The sequence below is a fragment of the Croceibacterium mercuriale genome, assembly GCF_000802385.1.
GTDB lineage: Bacteria > Pseudomonadota > Alphaproteobacteria > Sphingomonadales > Sphingomonadaceae > Croceibacterium > Croceibacterium mercuriale.
In genome coordinates this window covers 850,377-874,254 of the sequence record NZ_JTDN01000001.1, presented here as the reverse complement: position 1 = coordinate 874,254, position 23,878 = coordinate 850,377, and the positions used below count along the sequence as shown (strand labels likewise).

At 65.8% G+C, this 23,878-nt stretch carries 19 protein-coding genes; 4 read left to right on the top strand and 15 right to left on the bottom strand.

Translation table 11 applies throughout. The features are described from left to right. Window positions 1-40 precede the first annotated feature (40 nt). Window positions 41-874, bottom strand: a complete 834-nt coding sequence (locus PK98_RS03975) for an LD-carboxypeptidase (RefSeq protein ID WP_039096212.1) — start codon at window positions 872-874, stop codon at window positions 41-43. Window positions 875-933: 59 nt separating this feature from the next. On the opposite strand from PK98_RS03975, the gene PK98_RS03970 reads away from it, so the two are divergent. After that, window positions 934-2,358, top strand: coding sequence for a glutamate ligase domain-containing protein (locus tag PK98_RS03970; RefSeq protein WP_039094451.1), 1,425 nt, complete (start codon window positions 934-936; stop codon window positions 2,356-2,358). Here PK98_RS03970 and PK98_RS03965 read toward each other — a convergent pair. Further along, window positions 2,355-4,547 carry a ComEC/Rec2 family competence protein gene (locus PK98_RS03965; RefSeq protein ID WP_052207999.1) on the bottom strand — a complete coding sequence of 731 codons (2,193 nt, stop codon included), beginning with the start codon at window positions 4,545-4,547 and terminating at the stop codon, window positions 2,355-2,357. The two genes, PK98_RS03970 and PK98_RS03965, sit on opposite strands and share 4 nt — an antisense overlap. A 30-nt stretch (window positions 4,548-4,577) precedes the next feature. On the opposite strand from PK98_RS03965, the gene gltX reads away from it, so the two are divergent. Together gltX and PK98_RS03955 are read left to right on the top strand one after the other, a co-directional pair. After that, window positions 4,578-6,041, top strand: a complete 1,464-nt coding sequence (gene gltX, locus PK98_RS03960) for a glutamate--tRNA ligase (RefSeq protein WP_200884967.1) — start codon at window positions 4,578-4,580, stop codon at window positions 6,039-6,041. Between the two features lie 11 nt (window positions 6,042-6,052). Beyond that, window positions 6,053-7,339, top strand: a complete 1,287-nt coding sequence (locus PK98_RS03955) for a citrate synthase (RefSeq protein ID WP_039094449.1) — start codon at window positions 6,053-6,055, stop codon at window positions 7,337-7,339. A 38-nt stretch (window positions 7,340-7,377) separates the two neighbouring features. Here the strand turns inward: PK98_RS03955 and PK98_RS15905 are convergent, their stop codons facing one another. Further along, window positions 7,378-8,553, bottom strand: coding sequence for a hypothetical protein (locus tag PK98_RS15905; RefSeq protein ID WP_052207997.1), 1,176 nt, complete (start codon window positions 8,551-8,553; stop codon window positions 7,378-7,380). Window positions 8,554-8,737: 184 nt separating this feature from the next. Between PK98_RS15905 and PK98_RS03945 the strand changes: the two genes are divergently transcribed. Then, window positions 8,738-10,540, top strand: a complete 1,803-nt coding sequence (locus PK98_RS03945) for a coiled-coil domain-containing protein (protein ID WP_152608526.1) — start codon at window positions 8,738-8,740, stop codon at window positions 10,538-10,540. Between the two features lie 25 nt (window positions 10,541-10,565). Here the strand turns inward: PK98_RS03945 and PK98_RS03940 are convergent, their stop codons facing one another. From PK98_RS03940 to nuoG, 12 genes are read right to left on the bottom strand one after another with little or no spacing between them, the layout of a single operon-like run. Then, window positions 10,566-10,871 (bottom strand): DUF1467 family protein, encoded by a 306-nt coding sequence (locus PK98_RS03940; RefSeq protein WP_039094444.1) that lies wholly within the window; start codon window positions 10,869-10,871, stop codon window positions 10,566-10,568. Between the two features lie 16 nt (window positions 10,872-10,887). After that, on the bottom strand, window positions 10,888-12,534 hold the full coding sequence (locus PK98_RS03935; RefSeq protein WP_039094442.1) for a ribonuclease J: 1,647 nt from the start codon (window positions 12,532-12,534) through the stop codon (window positions 10,888-10,890). Next, the gene (locus PK98_RS03930; RefSeq protein WP_039094440.1) at window positions 12,512-13,312 is read right to left on the bottom strand and encodes a type III pantothenate kinase; all 801 of its coding nucleotides are present in this window, start codon (window positions 13,310-13,312) and stop codon (window positions 12,512-12,514) included. Before PK98_RS03930 ends, PK98_RS03935 begins: the two co-directional genes overlap by 23 nt. Before the next feature lies 1 nt (window position 13,313). Next, window positions 13,314-14,036 carry a biotin--[acetyl-CoA-carboxylase] ligase gene (locus PK98_RS03925; RefSeq protein WP_039094438.1) on the bottom strand — a complete coding sequence of 241 codons (723 nt, stop codon included), beginning with the start codon at window positions 14,034-14,036 and terminating at the stop codon, window positions 13,314-13,316. A 28-nt stretch (window positions 14,037-14,064) separates the two neighbouring features. Further along, window positions 14,065-15,540, bottom strand: coding sequence for an NADH-quinone oxidoreductase subunit NuoN (nuoN, locus tag PK98_RS03920; RefSeq protein ID WP_039094436.1), 1,476 nt, complete (start codon window positions 15,538-15,540; stop codon window positions 14,065-14,067). Beyond that, window positions 15,540-17,096 (bottom strand): NADH-quinone oxidoreductase subunit M, encoded by a 1,557-nt coding sequence (locus PK98_RS03915; protein WP_039094435.1) that lies wholly within the window; start codon window positions 17,094-17,096, stop codon window positions 15,540-15,542. The genes nuoN and PK98_RS03915 overlap by 1 nt, the downstream gene beginning before the upstream one ends. After that, window positions 17,096-19,180, bottom strand: coding sequence for an NADH-quinone oxidoreductase subunit L (gene nuoL, locus PK98_RS03910; protein WP_039094434.1), 2,085 nt, complete (start codon window positions 19,178-19,180; stop codon window positions 17,096-17,098). Before nuoL ends, PK98_RS03915 begins: the two co-directional genes overlap by 1 nt. Before the next feature lie 4 nt (window positions 19,181-19,184). Then, on the bottom strand, window positions 19,185-19,490 hold the full coding sequence (gene nuoK / locus PK98_RS03905) for an NADH-quinone oxidoreductase subunit NuoK (RefSeq protein ID WP_039094432.1): 306 nt from the start codon (window positions 19,488-19,490) through the stop codon (window positions 19,185-19,187). A 28-nt stretch (window positions 19,491-19,518) separates the two neighbouring features. Further along, window positions 19,519-20,139, bottom strand: coding sequence for an NADH-quinone oxidoreductase subunit J (locus PK98_RS03900; protein ID WP_039094430.1), 621 nt, complete (start codon window positions 20,137-20,139; stop codon window positions 19,519-19,521). 34 nt (window positions 20,140-20,173) lie between these two features. Next, window positions 20,174-20,659 carry an NADH-quinone oxidoreductase subunit NuoI gene (gene nuoI / locus PK98_RS03895; protein WP_039094428.1) on the bottom strand — a complete coding sequence of 162 codons (486 nt, stop codon included), beginning with the start codon at window positions 20,657-20,659 and terminating at the stop codon, window positions 20,174-20,176. After that, window positions 20,656-21,702 carry an NADH-quinone oxidoreductase subunit NuoH gene (gene nuoH / locus PK98_RS03890; RefSeq protein WP_039094426.1) on the bottom strand — a complete coding sequence of 349 codons (1,047 nt, stop codon included), beginning with the start codon at window positions 21,700-21,702 and terminating at the stop codon, window positions 20,656-20,658. The genes nuoI and nuoH overlap by 4 nt, the downstream gene beginning before the upstream one ends. Continuing rightward, complete coding sequence (gene nuoG / locus PK98_RS03885) at window positions 21,699-23,717, bottom strand: NADH-quinone oxidoreductase subunit NuoG (RefSeq protein ID WP_039096208.1); 2,019 nt, start codon at window positions 23,715-23,717, stop codon at window positions 21,699-21,701. Before nuoG ends, nuoH begins: the two co-directional genes overlap by 4 nt. Window positions 23,718-23,878: the final 161 nt, after the last annotated feature.

Below are 23,878 nucleotides of genomic sequence, written 5' to 3'. Positions count from 1 at the left end.
GCCTCTCCTTCTGCGCTGGCCGCATCCGTGGCGGGCGCCGTTATGGTGCGGGCGGCGGCGATGCAAGGCCGAAGGGGACAACGCGGTTCGCGGCATCATGCCCGATATCGGCCGGGCCGAGGAACGGCACGCCCGCCCGCCGGCACCACTCGCGCGCGATCTGCTCTGCCGTGACGCCGAACGGGCGATCGTTCTCCGGCACGGCGCTGACCCGCCCCAGCCGCAGGCCGGCAATCCCCGTCAGATGTGGCATGAGCGTGAAGAACAACCGGTCGATCGCATACAGATGCTCGGCCACTTCCTCCACCATCACGACATGACCGGCAAGTTTTGGCATCAGCGGCGTGCCCGCCAGCATCGCCAGCGTGGTGAGATTGAACGCGACAGCGGGCTGCCGGTCCAGCGACGGCTCGAGCATGTCAGGCACGTCATCGCCGCACAGCCAGCCCAGCGCACGCCGGACCGCTTCCTCCCCGCCGGGCTTGCCGCAATCGACCGGCATCGGGCCATGCGCCGGCCGCCCGATCCCCGCGCGATACAATTCCGCCAGCAGGTAACCGCCATCGGAGTAGCCGAGGAACGCCTTCTCGCGCGCCGCTGGTCCCATTGCCGCGACGGCTCCCGCGGCAATGCGGTTGGAGCCATAGCCGCCGCGCGCGATCCATACCGCTTCGAAGGCGGGATCATCCGCGCATTGCAGCAGCGCGCCCAGCCGGGTCGCGTCGTCCCCGGCGAAGTGCCCCTGCTCCACGAAGCATTGCGGATGGAACGACAGCTCGGCCCGGGGCACCGCCATCGTGGCCAGCGCGGTGACGGCGTCGGCGATGGCCCGCGTGATCGGCCGGGCAGGCGCGCAGATCGCGATGCGGGTCATGGCCAGAGCGTTAGCCGCCGTGGTTGCAAAGTCCACTGCCAGTGCATAGCCCATGCCGCATGACCGACACGCCCCCTTCCGACCTTACCGCCCAGCCCTGGTTCTTCTGCGGCATCGGCGGATCGGGTATGCTGCCGCTGGCGCTGATCCTGCGGTCGCAGGGGGCACAGGTCGCCGGCTCCGACCGCAGCTTCGATCAGGGGCGTGCGGAAGCCAAGCGGAACTGGCTGGCCGCGCTCGGCTTCGGGCTGTTCCCGCAAGACGGGTCGGGCATCACCAGCGCCGCGCAGGTGCTGGTCGCCAGCGCCGCGATCGAGGACAGCGTGCCCGAGATCGTCCGTGCCGCAGCCCTCGGCTGCCCGCGCATGAGCCGGGCGCAATTGCTGTCGACCTTGTTCAACGCGGCGCCGCGCGGCATCGCGGTGGGTGGCACCAGCGGCAAGAGCACCGTCACCGGCATGCTCGGCTGGATCATGCAGGCGACCGGTCGCAACCCGACGATCGTGAACGGCGCGGTGATGAAGAACTTCGTGCTGCCCGGCCTGCCGTTCGCCAGCGCCATCGCCGGCACGGGAGACGCCTTCGTGGCGGAGGTGGACGAAAGCGACGGATCCATCGCCCTCTACGATGCCGCCGTCGCGGTGCTGCTGAATGTAAGCCTCGATCACAAGAGCATCGAGGAACTGCGTGTTCTGTTTGGCAATTTCGTCGGCCGCGCAGGGGTGGCTGTGCTCAACATCGATGACGAGGAGGTTTCCTGGCTGGCCGATCGGGTCGCGAGTGCGCTGACCTTCGGCATCGACAATCCGGCCGCCACAATCGGCATCGAACCGGGCACGATCGAGGACAGTTCCGACGGTATCGCGGCGCTCGTGGTCGACCGGCGGGAGGACGTCGCGCATGCCCTGCGGCTGCAGGTCCCAGGCCGACACAATCTGTCCAATGCGCTGGCCGCCATCGCCGGTGCCGCGGCGGCGGGCGTGCCCGTGCACGAGGCGACGCTGGCGCTGGGCAGCTTTGCCGGCCTGGCCCGCAGGTTCGATGTGCTGGGCACCAGTCCAGCCGGCATTACCGTGATCGACGATTTCGGCCACAATCCGGAAAAGTGCGCCGCCACCCTGCGTACGTTGAAGGCGCATCCGGGCCGCGTGATCGCGTTCTTCCAGCCGCACGGGTATGGCCCGTTGCGCCAGATGGGGCAGGAACTCGCCGCGACCTTCGCGCACGAACTGGGGCCGGACGACCGGACCATCATGTGCGACCCGGTCTATTACGGCGGTACCGTCGATCGCAGTCAGGGGACCGAGCAGGTGGTATCGCGCATCAACGCCTTGGGCGCCCACGCGGAACATGTATCGACGCGCGAAGCCTGCGGCGACCGCATCCTGGCCATTGCGGAGCCGGGCGACCGCATCATCGTGATGGGCGCTCGTGACGACACGCTGACCAGCTTCGCCCAGGGTCTGCTGGACCGCCTGCCCTAGTCGCGCCAGCCGCGCCACCAGCCATGTCCGCCCTGGCTGTCGGCGACGGCAGCCACCTCCGCGGTGCGGCCCAAGGTGATCGCCAGACCGCCTGTGCGCGCCAGGCTCCAGCGGTCGGCCTTGAGCCAGCGGGGCACGCAGGTACGCGGCAGGCGGCGGTCTGCGACCACGATGTCGGCGGTGGCGCAAGCGATTGCCAGTTCACCGGCATCCACCAGCCGCCGGGTGCGGCTCATCAACACGCGCCAGCGCCGTCCATCCCGCAACAGGTCGATCGTGCAGAAATCGATGCTGCACCGGGCGCCAGGCCAGTCGTTCAGCGGCAGCGGCTCTCCACCGTTGGCCGCCAGTTCGCCCAGCACCTCGCGTGCGAAACCCTCCCGCAAGGGACGCAACACCAGCAGCCGGTCGCCCTCTCCGCTGATTGCGACATGCCGGCCATCGCCTGTCACCAGCAGGTCCGGCACCGGGGTCGTCAGCAACAGGATCGTGGCAGCAGCGATCGGCAGCAGGCCTAGCAGGCGGACGCGGCCATGCCATAGCGCCAGCCACAGCCCGCCAGCGACGAACAGCGCGAAGGTACCGTCGCCCATCTGCGGCAGCAGGTGGACGGCATTCGGCTGGCCTGCGGTGAAATGCGCCAGCGCCAGCATCAGGTCTAACGATCGGCCTGCCAGCCACCACAGCGGCGCACCCAGCCCTGCCAGATCGAGCAGCAGCGCCAAGGCGATCAGCGGCATGGAAACGAACGTTACCAAAGGGATGGCAACGACGTTTGCGAATGCGCCATAGATGCCGGCCCGGTGGAAGTGGAACAGGACCACCGGCATCAGCGCCCACTCGATCACCAGCCCGCTTGCGAGCAGCATGACCAGCCGCCGTCCCGATCGCTGCCAGCCAGCCTCGTCACGCGGAGCGAGGAACGCGCGCACCGGGGCGCTGTCATGCAGGGCAACGATGGCGATGACGGCGGCGAAGCTCAGCTGGAAGCTTGGGCCGATCACTGATTCGGGCCAGATGAGCAGCACCAGCATCGCTGCCACCGCCAACATCCGCAGACTCAACGGCTCACGCCCCAGCGCCAGCGCGCACAGCACCAGCACCGCACCAAGGCAGCTGCGCACCGTCGGCACTTCCGCCCCGGTCAGCAAGGTATAGCCGACACCCGCCAGCGCCCCGGTCGTCGCCGCCAGCAAAGGCAGTCTCACCCGCAAGGCCAGCCACGGGGACAAGGCCAGCAGCCGCAACGCAAGGAGGTAAGCCGCACCCATCAGCGCACTGACATGCAGCCCGCTGATCGACAGCAGATGCGTCAGCCCCGCATCGCGCATCGCCTCCTCGTCCGTCGGCGCGATCGCGCCACGATCGCCGCTGGCCAGGGCGGCGGCGATGGCGCCGGACGATCCGCTCAGCTGCGCCCGCACATGGTCGGCCAGGTTGCGCTGCGTTCTGGCGAGGACGCCATTCCGGGGCGCAGGTTGCAGCACTGTTACCGGCCCGCTGGCGGCACCCGTCGCGGCGAGGCCCTGAAACCAGGCCGTGCGCGCGAAATCATAGCCTCCCGGTACCATCGGCGACCCTGGCGGCATCAGACGTGCATCCAGCCGGATCAGCGCGCCCTCGACCAGTTCCGCCGCGTCATCCTTCAGCGGCAGGTTCACGCGGACTTTCACTGCCCGGCCGGTCTCCCGCTCGCGCGTCGCCAGCACCAGCCGGATGCGTCCTTCGGCCGGCTGCTCGATACGCTCGATAATGCGGCCGCTCAGCGGCCGGGCGACGGGTCGGGACAGCGCCGGTGTGCCGACCGCTTCCGACCTGAGCCAGATCAGCGTCACACCACCAGCAAAAACCAGCCCGAGCGCCACGCAGGCGGACAGCAGGTGAAAGCGATCGACACGCCCGCGCCACAAGGCGGCGGCGCCACACGCCAGCAGCAGGCCGCCGGCGATCGCCGCCACCCACCAGCCGGGGTCCGGTCCGGCAAACCAGCAGGCGATCCCGGCAACCAGCGCCACCGCCAGCCAGGGCGCACGGTCAAACCCTGCTCCGGCCAGGAAACGGTCCGCACCGGAGACACCATCTTCCGCCATGCTGGACAAGCGCAGCCGCTTTCGCCAATGCGGGTGCTGCAACGCAGCAACGGCATCGTCACCGATCATCGGAATCGCGGGCCATTGCGGAATTGCCATGAGAACGGGTTGGAAAGGACAGAGGCGCGGATGGCAAGCGGGAGTGTGACGCAGAGCGGATCCGCCCGACCGGTGGTGACGCGTTTCGCACCATCGCCGACAGGCTTCCTGCACATTGGCGGTGCGCGTACCGCGCTGTTCAACTGGCTGTTCGCCCACCACCATGGCGGCAAGGCGCTGCTGCGGATCGAGGATACCGATCTGAAGCGCTCCACGCCCGAAGCGATTGCCGCCATCCTGGACGGTCTCGACTGGCTGGGCCTGTCCTTCGATGGCGAGACCGTGTTCCAGTCCGAACGTGCCTCGCGCCATGCCGAGGTGGCGCAGCGCCTGCTCGACAATGGTCATGCCTACCGCTGCTACGCCACGACTGAAGAGCTGGAGCAGATGCGGGCCGAGCAGCGCGCCGCGAAGCAGCCTCTGCGCTATGACGGCCGCTGGCGCGACCGTGACCCGGCAGAGGCGCCGGAAGGTGCGCCGTTCGTGGTACGCCTGAAGGCGCCGCAGGATGGCGAGACCGTGATCGAGGATGCCGTGCAAGGCCAGGTCACTGTCCGCAATGCGGAGCTGGACGACTTCGTGCTGCTGCGCGCCGACGGCACGCCGACCTACATGCTGGCGGTGGTGGTGGATGACCACGACATGGGCGTGACCCATGTGATCCGCGGCGACGACCACCTGAACAACGCTTTCCGGCAGCTGCCGATCATGCGCGCGATGGACCAGATCGAAGGCGGCTGGCCCGATCCGGTCTATGCCCATATTCCGCTGATCCACGGCAGTGATGGCGCCAAGATGTCCAAGCGTCACGGCGCCACCGGCGTGGACGCCTATCGGGATGAGCTCGGCATCCTGCCCGAAGCACTGTTCAACTATCTGCTGCGCCTCGGCTGGGGCCACGGCGACAAGGAACAGTTCACGCGGGACGAAGCGGTTGCGCTGTTCGACCTGGCCAATGTCGGCCGCAGCCCGAGCCGCTTCGACCTTAAAAAGCTGCAGAACATGAACGGCCACTACATCCGCGAAGCCGGCGACGCCCGGCTGGCGCAACTGGTGGCACCCCAGCTTGGCAGCGATGCCGGCGGAGAGGCGGGGCTTGACCTGCTGACATCTGCCATGCCGGTATTGAAGCCGCGGGCCAAGGACGTGGCGGAACTGGCGGACGGGGCCAGGTTCCTGTTCGTGCAGCGTCCCTTGCCGCTCAGCGAGAAGGCGGCCACTCTGCTCGATGACACCGCGCGCACCCTGCTGCGCGAAATTGCGGATCGTTTGCGCGATAGCGACGTCTGGACTACGGACAGTCTGGAAACAGACCTCAAGAGTCTGGCGGAACAACAGGGTCTCGGCCTCGGCAAGCTGGCGCAACCTTTACGCGCAGCGTTGACCGGGCAGACGACCTCCCCGGGGATATTCGACGTGCTGGCATTGCTGGGTCGGGCCGAGAGCCTCGCCCGGATCGATGACCAGGCGGCAAACGGACACAATCAGGCGTAAGGAGACACGCTTTGGCGGACAATCAGGCGAAGCTGACAGTAGACGGGGCCGGTTTCGACCTTCCTGTCATGCAAGGCACCACCGGGCCGGACGTGGTCGATATCCGTAAGCTTTACGGACAGACCGGCATGTTCACCTTCGATCCCGGCTACAAGTCGACGGCATCGTGCGAAAGCGCCCTGACCTATATCGATGGCGAGGAAGGCGTCCTGCTCCATCGCGGCTATCCGATCGGGCAGCTGGCGGAACAGTCCAGCTTCATGGAAGTGTCGTACCTGCTGCTCAATGGCGAGCTGCCCACGGCCGACGAGCTGGACAAGTTCACTTACACGATCAGCCGTCACACCATGCTGCACGAGCAGCTGGCGCGGTTCTATCAGGGGTTCCGGCGTGATGCGCACCCGATGGCGATCATGTGCGGCGTGGTCGGTGCGCTGTCGGCCTTCTATCATGACAGCACGGACATTGCCGATCCGGAACATCGCCGGATCAGCAGCCACCGGCTGATCGCCAAGATGCCTACGATCGCGGCGATGGCGTACAAGTACTCCATCGGCCAGCCCTTCATGCAGCCGAAGAACTCGCTCAGCTACACCGGCAACTTCCTGCAGATGACCTTCGGCGTCCCGGCGGAGGAATATGAGGTGTTGCCGGCAGTCGAGCGGGCGATGGACAAGATCTTCATCCTGCATGCCGATCACGAGCAGAACGCCTCCACCTCCACGGTGCGGCTGGCGGGTTCGTCAGGCGCCAACCCCTTCGCCTGCATGGCGGCCGGGATCGCCTGCCTGTGGGGCCCGGCGCATGGCGGCGCCAACGAGGCCGCGCTGGAGATGCTGCGGGAGATCGGCACGCCCGACCGCATCCCGCATTATATCGAGCGCGCCAAGGACAAGAACGACCCGTTCCGCCTGATGGGCTTCGGTCACCGCGTGTACAAGAACTACGATCCGCGCGCGACCGTGATGCAGAAGACCGTGCGTGAAGTGTTCGAGGCATTGAACGTGCAGGATCCCGTGTTCGAGACCGCCCTGCGGCTGGAAGAGCTGGCGCTGAGCGACGACTACTTCATCGAGAAGAAGCTGTTTCCCAATGTCGACTTCTACTCGGGCGTGATCCTGTCGGCGATCGGCTTCCCGACCACCATGTTCACCGTGCTGTTCGCCCTCGCCCGCACCGTGGGCTGGGTGGCGCAATGGAACGAGATGATCAGCGATCCCGCGCAGGTCATCGGCCGCCCCCGTCAGCTCTATACCGGGCCGACGGAACGCGATTACGTGCCGGTCGCGCAGCGTTGAACACGGAACGGCCCGGACACGCAGTCCGGGCCGTTCTGCTATCCGGCACGAAGCGTGCTGGTCCGGCGGGCGACAAGCCGGTCACTGATCAGCAGCAGCAGCGCCAGCGCCATGGTCAGCACTTGCGCCAGCCCCAGCGCCGTGCCGAGCGACAACAGCGCCGCCAGTGCCATGCGATCTCCCATCCAGCCGACCTGCCATGGGCGGCAATCGGCCTCCGGCGCGTGCAGAGCCGCAAGCAGCACCAGCGGGGGGAACAGCCGGTTGGTCCAGTCGCCATCGATCGCGCTCGTCAGCCCGATCAGCAGCGCCATATCGACGGCAACCGAGAAGTACCGGGCGATCCGGCCATGCTGCCCCTTGGGTGCGAACGGCCCTGCGGCCATGCGTCGCAAGCGGCTGGCGAGATCCCGCAGCATCACCGCCGGCGCGAGTGCGGCCAACCCCCAGGCGGGCAGACCAGCCAGCGGCAGCACCAGCGCCAGTACCAGCAGCAGTAGCGACAGGGCCAGGGCGCCGCTTGCCTCGCCCCCGCGATAAAGCAGTGGGTCGAGCCACCGGCCGATGACGGTGCTCGCCGCCCGGCCGGTCACGTCCTGTCGGCCGCGCCAGAGCAACTGACGCCGCAGCCACGCTTCGCCCGACAGACGTCGCGCCCGTCCGCCGGCTGCCAGCGACCAGCAGCCCTGCTCCATCACGGCGTCGTCCAGCTCCCGCTCCCGCACGCCCGCCTGCAAGGCGATGCGCAGCAAGGCGGCGGCGGTGTCGCAGTCGGGTGGCAGGTCGGCCAGCCGCTCGACCAGTTGCCCGGGAATGATCGCCACCCCGGCCCAGGCCCGCTCGCCATCGATGCGTTCGAAGCCGGCCTCGACCGCGCCGTCCGCCGGCAGGGTCAGGATGGCAGTTCCGTGCTGCAGCTGCCCGGCCACCTCCGGCGCCTCGGGCAGCAGTTCGGGTGATACGACCAGCAGTTCCTCGGCCGCGCTGACCGCGCCCAGCAGGCCATGCGCATCGCGCACGAAACGCACCGTCAGCCCCAGCACGCGCGCCTTGCCAGCCAGCGTCAGCGATTCGGCGCCTTCCCGCTCCGCCACCACGATGATCTGCCGGCAGCCCATCGCCGCCGCAAAGCTCAGCTGCTGCAATGCCAGCGGCCGCGCGCCCGCGGCATCCGCCAGCGACGGCTCCACGATGGTCAGGACCGCGGTACGCATGCGATCAGGCCGGACAGGATGGAACAGCAATCATCCTGCACCCCTGCCAATCTGCCGGGTATGGGGCAATGCCCTGTGCGCCGAACGCCACGTGATTGTGGATGGCGCGGGCGCCATGCGGCAAAGCGGGTGCCGCCACCCGGCACTTGTGCTAGGCAGCGGCATGGGGAACGGACGAATGATCTTGAGCCACGGGACCGACACAGAACAGACCGACAACGTGCCGGTGCAGCGCCCGCAGGTTGCGGCCGACATGCACGACTGGTCCGCTGCCGAACCGGCGGACGATGTCGGTGCCCGATCGCGGGCCCCTGCTGCACTGGCGCTGATCGCAGCAGCAGGCTGGACCGCGTTCTTCCTGTGGGCCAACGCGCCGCATCTCGGCATCGCCACTCCACCGGCGATGTGGGCCGGGCTGGTGGCCGAATGGGCGATCGTGCCGGTGCTGCTCGCCGCATTGTGGCTGCTCGCCATGCGCAACAGCCAGCGAGAGGCCGTACGCTTCGGCGGCACGGCACGGTTGCTGCAGCAGGAGGCTGCGCTGCTGGAACAGCGCCTCGCCACGGTGAACCGCGAGCTCAGCCTTGCCCGTGACTTCGTGGCCGGCCAGTCCCGCGATCTCGAGAGCCTGGGCCGTGTTGCGGTCGACCGGCTGTCCACCAGCGGACAGAAGCTGCAATCGCTGATAGGCGACAACATGCAGGAGGTCGAGGCGATCGGCCGCATCAGCACAAACGCTGCCGCCAACATGGAGAAGGTCCGCAACGACCTGCCCGTGCTCGGTGCGGCAATGCGCGACCTGACCAACCGGATCGGCCTGGCCGGACAAGCCGCTGGCGATCAGGTCGGCGTGCTGACCGAAGCGGTCGAACGGCTGGGTATCAGCGGTGACGAGACGGAGGCGGAAGTCGCCAGCCTGCGGTCCGCGCTGGAAGGCACGATTGCCGAACTGACCCGCCAGAGCAACCTGCTGGCCGGCGTCGCCGAACACCGCATGGCCACGCTGGAAGATCGCTCGAGGGGCTTCGTCGCGCAGCTTCGTGCCAGCGAGAGCGAGGCTGGTGCGACCTGGACGGCGGCGCTGACCGCGTTCGAGGCGCGGATGACCGATACGCTGCAGCGGGTTGGCCGACTGGACCAGCAGACTGCGCAAGCAGCGCGCGAGCGCCTGGCCGCGCTGCACGAAGATGCGCTGGCGCTGGAACGCTCGGCCGCCGAACGGCTGGCGCTGTTCGAGGGCGAGCGCCGCCAGCGCGAGGTAGAGGCGGCGGAGCGGGAGGCCGGCGCCACCATCATGCTGCGCGAGCATTTCGAGATGCTGGATGCCGATATCGCCCGGCGTCAGCAGGAACATGTGGCACAGGTGGAACGCCTGGTGGAACGGGGCGAGGCGGTCGCCGCCCGCCTTTCGGCTGCGCGCGGCGAAGGCACCGCGACACTTGCGCAGATGGACCTGCTGGAACAGCGCCTGTCCGCCCTGCCCGCCCATGCAGAAGCCGGTGCCGGCGCCGCCCGCTCACAGCTGGCCGCCACCATGGTCGAGGTGGAAGCGCTGGCGGAGGCGCTGGAACAGCGCATCGCTGCAGCGCGGGAGCAGGCCCTGGCGCGGATCGACAACGGCTTTGCCGCGAGCATGGCTGCCATCCTGCAGCGGCTGAACAGCGAAGCGATCGACCTGACCCGCACCTTCGCGGGGGAGATAGAGGAAGCCGACTGGAACGCCTATCTGGCGGGCGATCAGGGTCGCTTCACCCGCCGGGCGGTGCGCCTGCTGGACGCCGGCGACGCGGACCGGATCGCCGGCCTGCATGATGGCGATGCCGCCTTCCGGGAGGCGGTGGACAATTACCTGCACGATTTCGAACTGCTGCTGCGGGAGGTGCTCGCCACCCGCGCAGGCAATCCACTGGCGGTGACGCTGCTGTCGTCCGACATGGGGAAGCTCTATGTCGCACTCGCCCAGGCGACGGAGCGGCTCGCCGACTGATGGGCATAACCCTGCCCGGCCCGTGTCAGGCCGGGCGGTCGATCTTGCGGTAATCGGCGCCGGCAGGCGGCTCTCCGAACAGGTTCAGGTCCTGGGCCGTGATCCAGCCCTGCGTGTAGTTGAGCACGTATAGTCCGCACAGCAGCGTGGCCAGCAGCGTGGCACGCGCCATCAGCCGCCCGGGCCGGAAGGTCGCCGGCGCACTGTCGGCCTGCCCCGGCACCTTCTCCACACCTGCCTCCTCATGCGTACGAACCCCGAAAGGCAGCAGCAGGAAGGCGCTGAACACCCAGAACAGCGCATAGATCGCCAGGATGGAGGTCCACTTCACGCCGGCGATCCCATCCTTAGCGCGGGTGGATGATGCGCATCTGTGGCTTCTTGCCGGACCAGCGCTGCGCCGCACGGCGGGCCGCCAGCCTGGCAGCCTCCTCCTGCGCTGCCGCATCTGCCCGGTCCCGGCCCTTCAGCCGGCCCAGCGACGTCGCGATGTCACGCTCCGCCTCTGCCACGAAGGCGGCGTAATCCTCGTCCAGGGGCAGGCCCAGACCCTGCACCTGCGCACCGCCGCGCCCGTCCAGCACCACGATCACCAGACCGTCACGCGCGAGGCGGCGACGGGTGACGATCGCCTCGCCATCAGCCGGCACGATGATGTCGCCATCCAGCACCAGCCTGCCGTTCGGCACGCGGGCCAGCTTGCCCGGCTTGCCGGGGGCCAGTCGCACGATCTCGCCGTTCACCTGCACCACCTGATCGGGGATGCCAGCCGCCTTGCCGACCCGCGCCTGCTCCTGCAGATGCCGCAGTTCGCCATGCACCGGCACCAGGATCTGCGGGCGGAGCCAGCCATACAGCGCCTCCAGCTCAGGCCGCCCGGGGTGGCCGGAGACGTGGATCAGGCTCTGCCGATCACTGACCATGACGACGCCGCGCGCGGCAAGCATGTTCTGGATGCGGCCGATCGCCAGTTCGTTGCCGGGGATCTGCCGGCTGGAGAACAGCACGACGTCGCCCGCACTAAGCTCCAGCTGATGCGTGCCTTCGGCGATGCGCCCCAGCGCCGCCCGCGGCTCACCCTGTCCGCCTGTCGCGACGATCAGCACTTCGCCACGCGGCAGGCCCATCGCGGTATCGAAGTCGACCGTCTCGGGCAGCTTGGACAGGTAGCCATTGTCCTGTGCCACCTGGATGATCCGGTCCAGCGAGCGGCCGGCAACAACCAGTTGCCGCCCCGTCGCCCGCGCGACCTCGCCCAATGTGTGCAGACGCGCCACGTTCGAGGCGAAGGTGGTGACCAGCACCCGCTTGCCCTTGTGCCGGGCGACCTCTTCCATCATCCCGCGCAGCACCTCGCCCTCGGAGCCGGATGCGGTCTGGTTGAAGACATTGGTCGAATCGCAGATCAGCGCCAGCACGCCCTCGTCGCCGATCTCCGCCAGCTCCTCGGCTGTCGTGGGTTCGCCGATCAGCGGCTGATCATCCAGCTTCCAGTCGCCCGAATGGAACACCCGGCCAAAAGGCGTTTCGATCAGCAAAGCATGGCTCTCGGCAATGGAGTGCGCCATCGGCAGCCACTCGACTGCGAACGGCCCCAGCTTCAACGGACCGTGATCATCGTCGATGATGTGCAGCTTGACCTCACCGGCCAGCCCCGCCTCCTGCAGCTTGCGCCGCACCAGGTCCGCGGTGAACGGCGTGGCATAGAGCGGCACGCCCAGGTCGGCGGCGAAATAGGGCAAGGCGCCGATATGGTCCTCGTGCCCGTGGGTGATCACGATGCCGAGCAGCGACTCGGCACGGTCCTCGATGAACTGGATGTCCGCGAACATCAGCTCGGTGCCAGGATATTCGTTGGCTCCGAAGCTCATGCCCAGATCGACCATCAGCCATTGCCCGCGGCAGCCATACAGCGTGACGTTCATGCCGACCTCGCCCGACCCGCCCAGGGCCAGGAACAGCAACTCGTCTTCAGGCGCGAAATTTTTCTTCATTCAAACTTTCCGCTCGGGCGGCGAGGATCGCCAGCCCCTTCAATGTAAGATCGGCATCCACCGCGTCAAAGATGCGCGTGTGCCGTTGAAACAGCAAGGCCAGCCCGCCGGTTGCAATCACCCGGCAAGGTCGGCCGATCTCGGCCTTGAGGCGGGCGATCAGCCCTTCCATCATGGCGACATAACCCCAGAAGACGCCGATCTGCATCTGGTCTTCAGTGTTGCGTCCGGTAACGGATGTGGTGCGCGGATGGTCGATCGCAATGCGCGGCAGCTTCGCCGTGTTGTTGACCAGTGCATCCAGCGACAGGTTGATGCCCGGCGCAATGATCCCACCCTGATACGCGCCATCACCGCTGATCACGTCAAAGGTGGTCGCCGTACCGAAATCGACCACGATCAGGTCGCCGTCGAACCCGGCATGCGCCGCCAGGGCATTGACCGCTCGGTCCGCGCCCAATGTGCGCGGCTCGTCCACATGGATCGGGAAGTCCCAGGCTGCGGCGCCCTCGCCGGCATGCAGCGGGTTCAGGCCGAAATATTTCTGGGCCAGCACTTCCAGATTGTGCCGCGCCCGCGGCACGACGCTGGACACGATCATCGTGGCGATGGCCGAACGCTCGACCTCCTCGATCGCCATCAGCTGCAGCAGCCACACCGCATATTCGTCGGCCGTGCGCCGCACATCCGTGGCTATGCGCCAGCGGGTACGGATCGTCCCCGCCTCGATCAGGGCGAACACCACATTGGTGTTGCCGACATCCACCGCCAGCAGCATGTCAGGCCTCGCATCCTTCCAGCACCACATCGCCGGCCCGGATGACCCGGATGGCGCCAGCATCCACCGCCAGCCGCAATGCGCCATCCGGCTCCAGTCCCGCGAACCGACCGCCGATCCGCAGCCCGGCATCATCATGCACAGCCAGCGCGCTGCCGACCGGGTGCGCTGCGGCCAGCCACCGAGCGATCGTGCCCGGGGCACCCTCGGCGCGCCAGAGTTCCAGCGCGCGGACGAACGCAGTTGCCAGATTGCGGGCAAAGCTGTCCCGGTCGGGCGCCGGCCCCACCTTGCCGAGTGTGCCGACCTGCCGATTCGCCACCAATGGCGCAGTCGCCAGGTTCACGCCGATGCCTGCGATGATCGTGTCACTCTCCCGCTCCAGCAGGATGCCGGCTATCTTGCCGCCACGCAGCAGGACATCGTTAGGCCATTTCAGCTGCAATTGCCCGGGAACGGGTACCAGCGGCACCAGCGCCTCCAGCACGGCCAGGCCGCAGGCAAGCGGCAGTGTGGTGGCCGGCGGATCGCCAGCCCGGGCAACGATGATCGTCGAACCCATGAAATTGCCGGGAGCATCGAGCCAGGCCCGGCCCTGCCGACCACGCCCACCATGCTGGCGATCGGCGACCAGCCAGCATCCTTCCCCCGCCGGCAGCCCCGACCTGCGGCGCTGCAGCAAATCCGCGTTGGTCGAGGCGGTGTCCGCGACAATCTCTATCATGCCGCGGTCCCAATGCGGCGCAAGGCCGTCAGGCAAGCAGCAGCAGCGATGCCGCTGCCCGATCTGCCACGGCCCCCAGCCAGCCGGTCGCCAGGAAGCCGAACGGCGAAATCATCAGCGTGGACAGCGCCAGCAACGTGCCCAGGGATCTGTCGCCACGCTCACCAACGCCGGACACGACCGCGCCCGATGGCTCGTCAAAAAACATGACCTTGACGATCTTCAGGTAATAGAACGCGCCAATCACGCTGGCGGCGATGCCGACGGCGGCCAGCACGACCATGTCGGCCTGCACGGCTGCCTGGAACACCACGAACTTGCCCCAGAATCCAAACATCGGCGGAATTCCGGCAAGGCTGAACATCACGATCATCAGGCACCAGGCCACGGCCGGCCGTACGCGTGACAGACCCGCCAGGTCCGCGATCCGCTCGATCGGCTCACCCGCGGCATTCCGCAGCATCAGCACCGCAACAAAGCCGGCAATGGTCATCGGCACGTAGATCGACAGGTAGACCAGCATGGCACTCGTACCAGCGCTGCTCGCCACCGCCAGGCCGATCAGGATGAAGCCGACATTGTTGATGGAGGAATAAGCCAGCAGGCGCTTGACGTTGTCCTGCCCGATTGCACCCAATGCGCCCACCACGATGGATGCAAGCGCCAGGAACACCACGATCTGCCGCCAAGAATCAACCTGCGAGCCGAACGCCTCCATCAGCACACGCGTGAGCAACGCAATCGCCGCCACCTTGGGTGCGCTGGCGAAGAATGCCGTGACCGGCATCGGCGCGCCTTCATAGACATCGGGAGTCCACATGTGGAACGGCACGGCGCTGATCTTGAACGCCAGACCTGCCATCACGAAGACCAGCCCGAACAAGGCGCCAGTGCTCAGATCGCCGCCCAGCGCAACGCCGATGGCGTCGAATGCGGTGCTGCCGGAAAAGCCGTACGTCAGGCTCATGCCGAACAGCAGGATGCCGGATGCCAGCGAACCCAGCACGAAGTACTTCAGCCCCGCCTCGGCCGAACGGTTGTCGTCTCGCACGAAGGACGCCAGCACATATGCTGCCAGCGATTGCATCTCCAGGCCAATATACAGGGTCAGCAGGTCGGTCGCGGACACCATGATGCTCATGCCCACGGCAGAAAACAGCACCAGTACCGGATATTCCGCCCGCATCGACCGGATCCGCTCAAGGAAGGCCGGTGCCAATACCAGAGCCGCAAGGCTGGCAGCATAGATCATCAGTTTGGCGAGGGACGCGAAAGCATCCGCCCGGAACTGTCCGTCGAAGGCGATACGATCGGCGCCCGCAAGGCCGCCATTCACGACCGGGAGGCACAGCGCGAAGGCCGCACCGAGTGCCATGCACGCCAGCACGCTGATGGTGCGGGCGGCACGGTCGCCGGCCCACGCCGCCACCAGCAGCAGCGCCAGGCCGGAAAGCGACAGCACCAGTTCCGGTGCAATCAGCGCGAGCGAAGTCGAGAAATCCATCAGTGCGCGCCCCCATGCGCGTCAGTTCCGTGGGCTGGCGCTTCATCGCCACCCTGGGCCGCTGGCGCGACCGTTCCCATCACGAGCCGGGCGTCGCTTTCGGGCGCGGCGCGGGCCAGACGAGCGTCCAGGATCGCGATGTCGGACCGCATCGGCGCCAGGAAGCTTTCGGGATAGATGCCCATCCAGAGCGTCGCAGCCGCCAGCGGCGCCAGCATCGCCCATTCGCGCGCATTCAGGTCCGGCATGGCGGCAGCATCGGCATTCTTCTGTTCGCCAAACACGACGCGGCGGTACAGGTACAGCATGTAGGCCGCACCCAGGATGATGCCGGTTGTGCCGACAAAGGCGACCCAGCTGTTCACCTGATAAGCGCCGGCGAGGCTCAGGAACTCGCCCACGAAATTGCTGGTGCCCGGCAAGCCGACGCTGGCCATGGTGAACAGCAGGAAGAACAACGCATAGCGCGGCATGTTGATCGCCAGACCGCCATACCGACTGATCTCGCGGGTGTGCAGCCGGTCGTAGATCACGCCGACACACAGGAACAACGCCCCTGACACCAGGCCGTGACCCAGCATCACCATCATCGCGCCTTCCAGCCCCTGCACGTTGAACGCGAACAGGCCGATTGTCACGATCGCCATATGGGCAACTGAGGAATAAGCGATCAGCTTCTTCATGTCGTGCTGCACCAGCGCAATCAGGCTGGTCACCACCACGGCGATCATCGACAGGACCCAGATCAGCCAGGCCAGTTCGGCGCTCGCTTCGGGGAACATCGGCAGGCTGAAGCGCAGGAAGCCATAACCGCCCATCTTCAGCAGCACGCCAGCCAGGATGACCGAGCCCGCCGTCGGCGCCTGAACGTGCGCATCGGGCAGCCAGGTATGCACCGGCCACATCGGCATCTTGACCGCGAAGCTGGCGAAGAAGGCGAGGAACAGCCAGAACTGCGCATCGACGGGGAAGTCGTAGACCATGAGCGCCGGGATGCTGCTGGTACCCGCCACGTTCACCATCCACAGCATCGCGATCAGCATCAGCAGCGATCCGAACAGTGTATACAGGAAGAACTTGTAGCTGGCGTAAATGCGGTTGTCCCCGCCCCAGATCCCGATGATCAGGTACATCGGGATCAGGCTGGCTTCGAAGAAGATGTAGAACAGGAAAATGTCCTGCGCGCTGAACACACCGATCATCAGCACTTCCATGAACAGGAATGCGGCCATGTATTCAGGCACCCGCTTGCTGATCGCCTGACTGGCCAGGATGCAGATCGGCATCAGGAACACGCTGAGCACGATCAGCATGAGAGCGATGCCATCGATGCCGAGCGCCCACGCGAAGCCGGCAAACACGTCCGCTCGCTCGGTGAACTGCCACTGCGCGCCTCCGATGTCGAAGCTGGTCCACAGGATCACGCCCAGCACGAGGTCAATGGCAGTAGCGGCTAGCGCGATCGAACGCGCGGCGCGTTCATTCACGAACAGGCACGCGATGGCACCCAGCAAAGGTACCAGCAACATCAGCGAAAGGATCGGAAAACCCCCCATTACACGAGCACCCAGCTGACCACGGCGACAAGGCCGAGCAGCATGACCAGAGCATAGCTGGTGAGATAGCCCGACTGCACCTTGCGTGCGAGCACCGCCCCCTGTTGCACGACAAACGCCGCGCCATTGGGACCGAACCGATCGATCCCGCCGACATCACCCTTCTGCCAGAACACGCGACCAAGCGCGAAAGACGGCTTCACGAATACGGCATGGTATAGTTCGTCGAAATACCACTTGTTAAACAGGAAGCGGTAGACCGGACCCAGCGCCGCCGCGGTCTTCCCCGGAATGGAGGTATCGCGGACGTAGGCCAGCCAGGCAACCGCCAGACCGATCAGCATCACGATGGTAGCTGACAGCTTTACCCACAGCGGGACCAGATGCATCTCGTGCATCAGATGCTCGTTATAGGCGATCGCGCCGTTCCACACGCTCTCGCTTTCCAGGAAGAACGGGCTGAACATGAAGCCGGCAAACACCGCGCCGACCGTCAGCACGACCAGCGGGATCAGCATGGACCACGGACTTTCGTGCGGGTGGTAACCGGCCGTCCCGTCATCCTGCTGCGCCGAAGGTACAGCATGGCTGTGATCATGCCCGGCATCTTCCTGCGCAGGCGGATTGTGCGCAGCATGCTCGGCATGGCCGTGTGCGTCATGGTGGCCATGCGCATCATGCATCGCATGCTGGATATGCTCGGATAGCGCCCAGCGCGGCTTGCCCCAGAAGGTGAGAAACATCAGCCGCCAGGAGTAGAAGCTGGTCAGCAGAGCCGCCAGCGCGCCGACCCAGAAGGCAAACCGCCCCATGCCGGTCCCGCTTGCAAATGCTGCTTCCAAGATCGCGTCCTTGGAGTGGAAGCCGGCGAAGCCTGCATGCACCCAGTAAATGCCGACACCGGTGATCGCCAGCGTACCCGCCAGCATGGCGCAGAAGGTCAGCGGGATGTGCTTACGCAGCCCACCATAATAGCGCATGTCCTGCTCATGATGCATCGCGTGGATCACGCTGCCCGCTCCGAGGAACAGCAGCGCCTTGAAGAAGGCATGCGTGAACAGGTGGAACATCGCCGCGCCATAGGCGCCGACACCGGCGGCGAAGAACATGTATCCCAGCTGCGAGCAGGTGGAATAGGCGATCACCCGTTTGATGTCCCACTGCGTCGTTCCCACCGTTGCGGCGAAGATGCAGGTGGCCGCACCGATGAAGGTGACAAAGGTCAACGCCGCAGGCGCCGCCTCGAACATCGGGGACAGGCGGCACAGCATGAACACGCCCGCGGTGACCATGGTGGCCGCGTGGATCAGCGCCGACACAGGCGTAGGTCCCTCCATCGCGTCCGGCAGCCAGGTGTGCAGGCCCAACTGCGCCGACTTGCCCATGGCACCCACGAACAGCAGCAGACACAGGATCGTCATCGTGTCGAGCCGCATGCTCAGGAAGGTGATCGTGCTACCCTGCATTGCAGGGGCTGCTTCCAGGATGGCCGGGATCGAAGTCGTCTGGAACACCAGGAACGTGCCGAAGATGCCCAGCATGAAGCCGAGGTCACCCACCCGGTTCACCACGAACGCCTTGATCGCGGCAGCACCGGCCGAAGGTTTGCGATACCAGAAACCGATCAGCAGATAGGAGGCAAGACCGACCCCTTCCCAGCCGAAGAACATCTGCACCAGGTTGTCCGCCGTGACCAGCATCAGCATGGCGAAGGTGAACAGCGACAGATAAGCAAAAAAGCGGGGCTGGTCAGGATCCTCCGCCATGTAGCCCCAGCTGTACAGGTGCACGAGTGCCGAGACGCTGGTGATCACCACCAGCATGATGGCCGTCAGCGTATCGACGCGCAGCGCCCAGTCGAAGCTCATGTCACCAGACTGTACCCAGGTCATGAGCGGCACGACCTGCCCGGCGACATCGCCGCCAAGATAGGCAAGGAAGATCGGCCAGCTCAGCGCACATGACACGAACAGGCCAGCGGTGGTGATGGCCTTCGCCACCGTCGCGCCGAACGCCGGATGGCCCAGCCCCGCGACGATCGATGCCAGCAGCGGCAGGAAAACGATGATGAGGATGGAGGACAAGTACTTACCCCTTCATCCGGTTGACGTCGTCCACCGCGATGGTGCCGCGTCCGCGGAAGTAGATAACCAGGATGGCCAAGCCGATTGCAGCCTCGCCGGCGGCCACGGTCAGGACGAACATGGCGAAGATCTGCCCGGTCAGGTCGCCAAGAAAGGCGCTGAAGGCAACCAGGTTCAGGTTCACCGCCAGGAGGATCAGTTCGATCGCCATCAGGATGACGATGATGTTCTTGCGGTTCAGGAAGATGCCCAGGACGCCCAGCACGAACAGGATCGAACTGACAACGACATAATGTTCAACGCCGATCATGTGCGCTTACCTTCAGCTTCTCGACCGGTCACAACTTCACTCCCTGGCCGATTTCCGGCCGGACATTCACCGTCGCATCTCCCGGACGGCGCGCGATCTGCTTGCCGATGTTCTGGTGGCCGCGAACAGCGCGTCCTTCACGATGGGTCAGCACGATCGCACCGACCATCGCTACCAGCAAAATGAGACCCGCCGATTCGAACAGGAACAGGTACCGGCCGTACAGCAGCGCACCGATACTCTCGATATTGCTGCGCCCCAGCAGCGGCGCTGCCTCTCCGCTGGCGACACCCAATTGCAATCCGCCAGACTGCCAGACACCGATGCCCAGCACCAGTTCGGCCAGGAGCACTGCGGCAATCGCGATACCCAGAGGAAAATTCTTCATGAAGGATGCGCGCAGTTCCGCAAAGTCGATGTCGAGCATCATGACCACGAACAGGAACAATACCGCGACCGCGCCGACATAGACGATTACCAGCAGCATGGCGATGAACTCGGCGCCGATGATCACCATCAGCCCGGCAGCGTTGAAGAAGGCGAGGATCAGCCACAGCACGGAATGTACCGGATTGCGGGCGAGGATCGTGAACACCGCGCTGAGCAGGACCAGCGCGGCGAACAGGTAAAAGGCTATGGCTTGCAGCATGTGTCGTGTGTCCCGGCGCGTGCGTCAGCGGCGCCTAGCGATACGGCGCGTCGGCTTCAAGGTTGGCAGCGATGGCACGCTCCCACTTGTCCCCGTTCGCCAGCAGCTTGGCTTTGTCGTACAGCAATTCTTCGCGCGTCTCTGTCGAGTATTCCAGGTTCGGCCCCTCGACGATCGCATCAACGGGGCATGCCTCCTGGCAGAACCCGCAATAGATGCACTTGGTCATGTCCAGATCGTACCGCGTGGTACGGCGGCTGCCGTCGTCGCGCGGTTCGGACTCGATGGTGATTGCCAGCGCCGGGCACACGGCCTCGCACAGCTTGCACGCGATGCAGCGCTCTTCCCCATTCGGGTAGCGTCGCAAGGCATGTTCGCCGCGGAACCGCGGAGAGATCGGATTCTTCTCGTAAGGATAGTTGATCGTCGCCTTCGGCTTGAAGAAGTACTTCAACGTCAGCCTGTGGGCCTTCAAAAACTCCCACAGCGTGAACGACTTGACCAGTTGCGCGATACTCATGCGCCATACCTCGTGAACATCAGCCACCCGCTCACCAGCACGACAAAGGCGAGGCTCAGCGGCAGAAAGACCTTCCAGCCCAGCCGCATCAGTTGATCATAGCGGAAGCGCGGCACAGTCGCCTTGATCCAGGAAAAGACGAAGAAGAAGAATGCGATCTTGAGCAGCAGCCAGACGAAGCCCGGGACCCAGTACAGGATGCCGATCTCCAGCGGGGGCAGCCAGCCACCGAAGAACAGGACCGCGTTCAGCGTGCACATCAGGAGCACGTTGGCGTACTCGCCCAGCCAGAACAGAGCAAAGCTCATGGAGCTGTATTCGGTCTGGTACCCGGCAACCAGTTCGCTCTCGGCCTCGGTCAGGTCGAACGGGGCTCGGGCCGTCTCTGCCAGGGAGGAGATCAGGAACATCACCCACATCGGGAACAGCAACAGGTTGAAGAAGAAACCGTTGACGATGCCCAGTCCGTGGCCGCGCTGCGCCACGACAATCGCGTTCATGTTGAACGAACCGGCCCACAGGACCACGCAGATCAGGATGAATCCGATGGAGACCTCGTACGAGATCATCTGCGCGGCGGCGCGCATTGCGGAGAAGAACGGGTACTTGGAGTTCGAGGCCCAGCCCGACATGACCACGCCGTATACACCAAGCGAACTGACGGCGAGGATATAAAGCAGGCCCACATTGATGTCGGCCAGCACTGCGCCGGAATTGAACGGCACTACTGCCCAGGCCGCCAGCGCGACCGTGAAGGTGATGATCGGTGCGATCAGGAACAGGCCCTTGTTCGCAGCGGACGGGATGATGGTTTCCTGCAGGAAGACCTTCAATCCGTCGGCAAAGCTCTGCAGGAGCCCGAATGGCCCCACCACGTTGGGACCGCGACGTAGCGCCATGGCAGCCCAGATCTTGCGATCGACATAGATCACCATGGCCACCGCCAGCATCAGCGGCAGGGCGATCAGCAGGATCCCGGCAATCGTCGAGGTAGCCCAGGCCGCCTCGTAGCTCATGCCCCAGCCTTCAAAGACGGGAATCATTCGGCGGCCTCCGCCAGGTTCTCACCATGCAGCAGTTCGGCCGAACAGCGTTGCATCGTGGCGCTCGCACGCGCGATGGGGTTGGTGAGATAAAAGTCCTTTACCGGGTAGACGATGGTGCCACCGGCCCGCTCCGCGCTTTCGGCCGCCGGCAGCGGTCCGAAATCGACCAGACCGTCGACGCCCAGCCCCGGAATCTCCGCGATCATGGCGCTGCGCAGCTGCTCGAAGCTGTCGAAACCGACAGATACGCCCAGCGCATCTGCCAGCGCACGCAGGATGGTCCAGTCCTCCCGAGCATCGCCCGGCGCGAATGCCGCCTTGTCGGCGAACTGCACCCGGCCTTCGGTCGACACATAGGTGCCGGCCTTTTCCGTGTACGCGCTGCCCGGCAGGATGATGTCCGCCGCCGCCGCGCCCTTGTCGCCATGGTGGCCGACATAAACCTTCAGCGCCCCGGTAAAGCGGGTGTAATCCACTTCGTCCGCGCCAAGCGACAACAGCACCGCAGGTGCCGCCTGCGCCAGATCCGCGATACCGCGCGGGCGAGCGAACCCCAGCATCAGGGCGCCCATGCGCGCTGCCGCCATGTGCAGCACGTTGAAGCCGTTCCAGCGCACGCCATCCACGTCGCGCACGACGTTCCAGGCGTGGGCCAGTGCCAGTGCCGGACCATGCGCACCCGCCACCAGACCGCCGGCGCCGACGACGATCGCCGGCCGCGCGGCACTCTGCATCGCCGCTGCGACATGATCGGGCAGGTCGTGCAGGATGGAGGCATCGTCGCCCAGGAACTCGGCGGCATAGGTCGTGTCCCAGTAAGGACCGACGATGAAGATCTTCGCACCGCGCTTCGCCGCCTTGCGCAGGCGGACATTCAGCAGCGGCGCTTCCCAGCGCAGGTGGCTGCCCACGACAAGCACGGCGTCCGCCGTCTCGATCCCCGCAAAGGTGGTGTTGAAGTTGACACCCGCCAGATTGCCGACCGGGTAGCTCATGCCCGTCTGCCGGCTCTCCAGCAGATCGGAACCGAGCGCCGTCATCAGCCGGCGGGCCGCAAACATCGTCTCGCAATCGAGCAGGTCACCGGCCACGGCCGCCACGCTGGCACCGCGTGCGGCAGCAGCGATCATGCCGAAGGCTTCGTCCCAGCTTGCTGGCTGCAGCTTGCCGTCGCGCCGGATCCACACGCGGTCGAGCCGGCGCCGGGCCAGGCCATCCACCTGCCAGCGCGCCTTGTCGCTCAACCACTCCTCGTTCACATCGTCGTTGTTGCGCGGCAGCACGCGCAGCACTTCGCGGCCACGCGCGTCGATGCGGATGTTGGAGCCCATGGCGTCGGACACGTCGATGCCCAGCGTCTTCTTCAGCTCCCACGGACGCGCCTCATAGGCGTACGGCCGGCTGGTCAGCGCACCTACGGGGCACAGGTCGATCACATTGGCCGACAGCTCGTGCTTGGCGGCATGTTCCAGATAGGTGGTGATCTGCATGTCCTCGCCGCGGTAAAGCGCGCCGATCTCGTCCACGCCGGCCACCTCTTCAGAGAAGCGGACGCAGCGGGTGCAATGAATGCAGCGGGTCATGATCGTCTTGATCAATGGGCCCATGTACTTCTCGGTCACGGCCCGCTTGTTCTCGTGGTAGCGGGAACCGCCGCGACCATAAGCGACAGACTGGTCCTGCAGGTCGCATTCGCCGCCCTGATCGCAGATCGGGCAATCCAGCGGGTGGTTGATCAGGAGAAACTCCATCACCCCTTCACGCGCCTTCTTCACCATCTCGGAGTCGGTGCGGATCTCCTGCCCCTGCGTCGCCGGCAGCGCACAGCTGGCCTGCGGCTTGGGCGGGCCGGGCTTAACCTCTACCAGACACATGCGGCAATTGCCGGCAATGGAGAGGCGTTCATGGTAGCAGAAGCGCGGGATCTCCTTGCCGGCAAGCTCGCAGGCTTGCAGCACGGTCGCCCCATCGGGCACTTCGATCTCTGTTCCGTCAACGGTGACTGTAGGCATCTCTGTTTCCGCTTGGGCGTCGACACTGACCATGGGTGCAGCGCGGCATCGCTCCGCCGTGTTCCTCTGTCCGACCAGGCGGCCAAGTGCAAGGCCGCAGCGTGGTTAATCTTCAAGCAGCTGATGCATCTTCAACGGGATTCAACGTCAAAGACCCAATC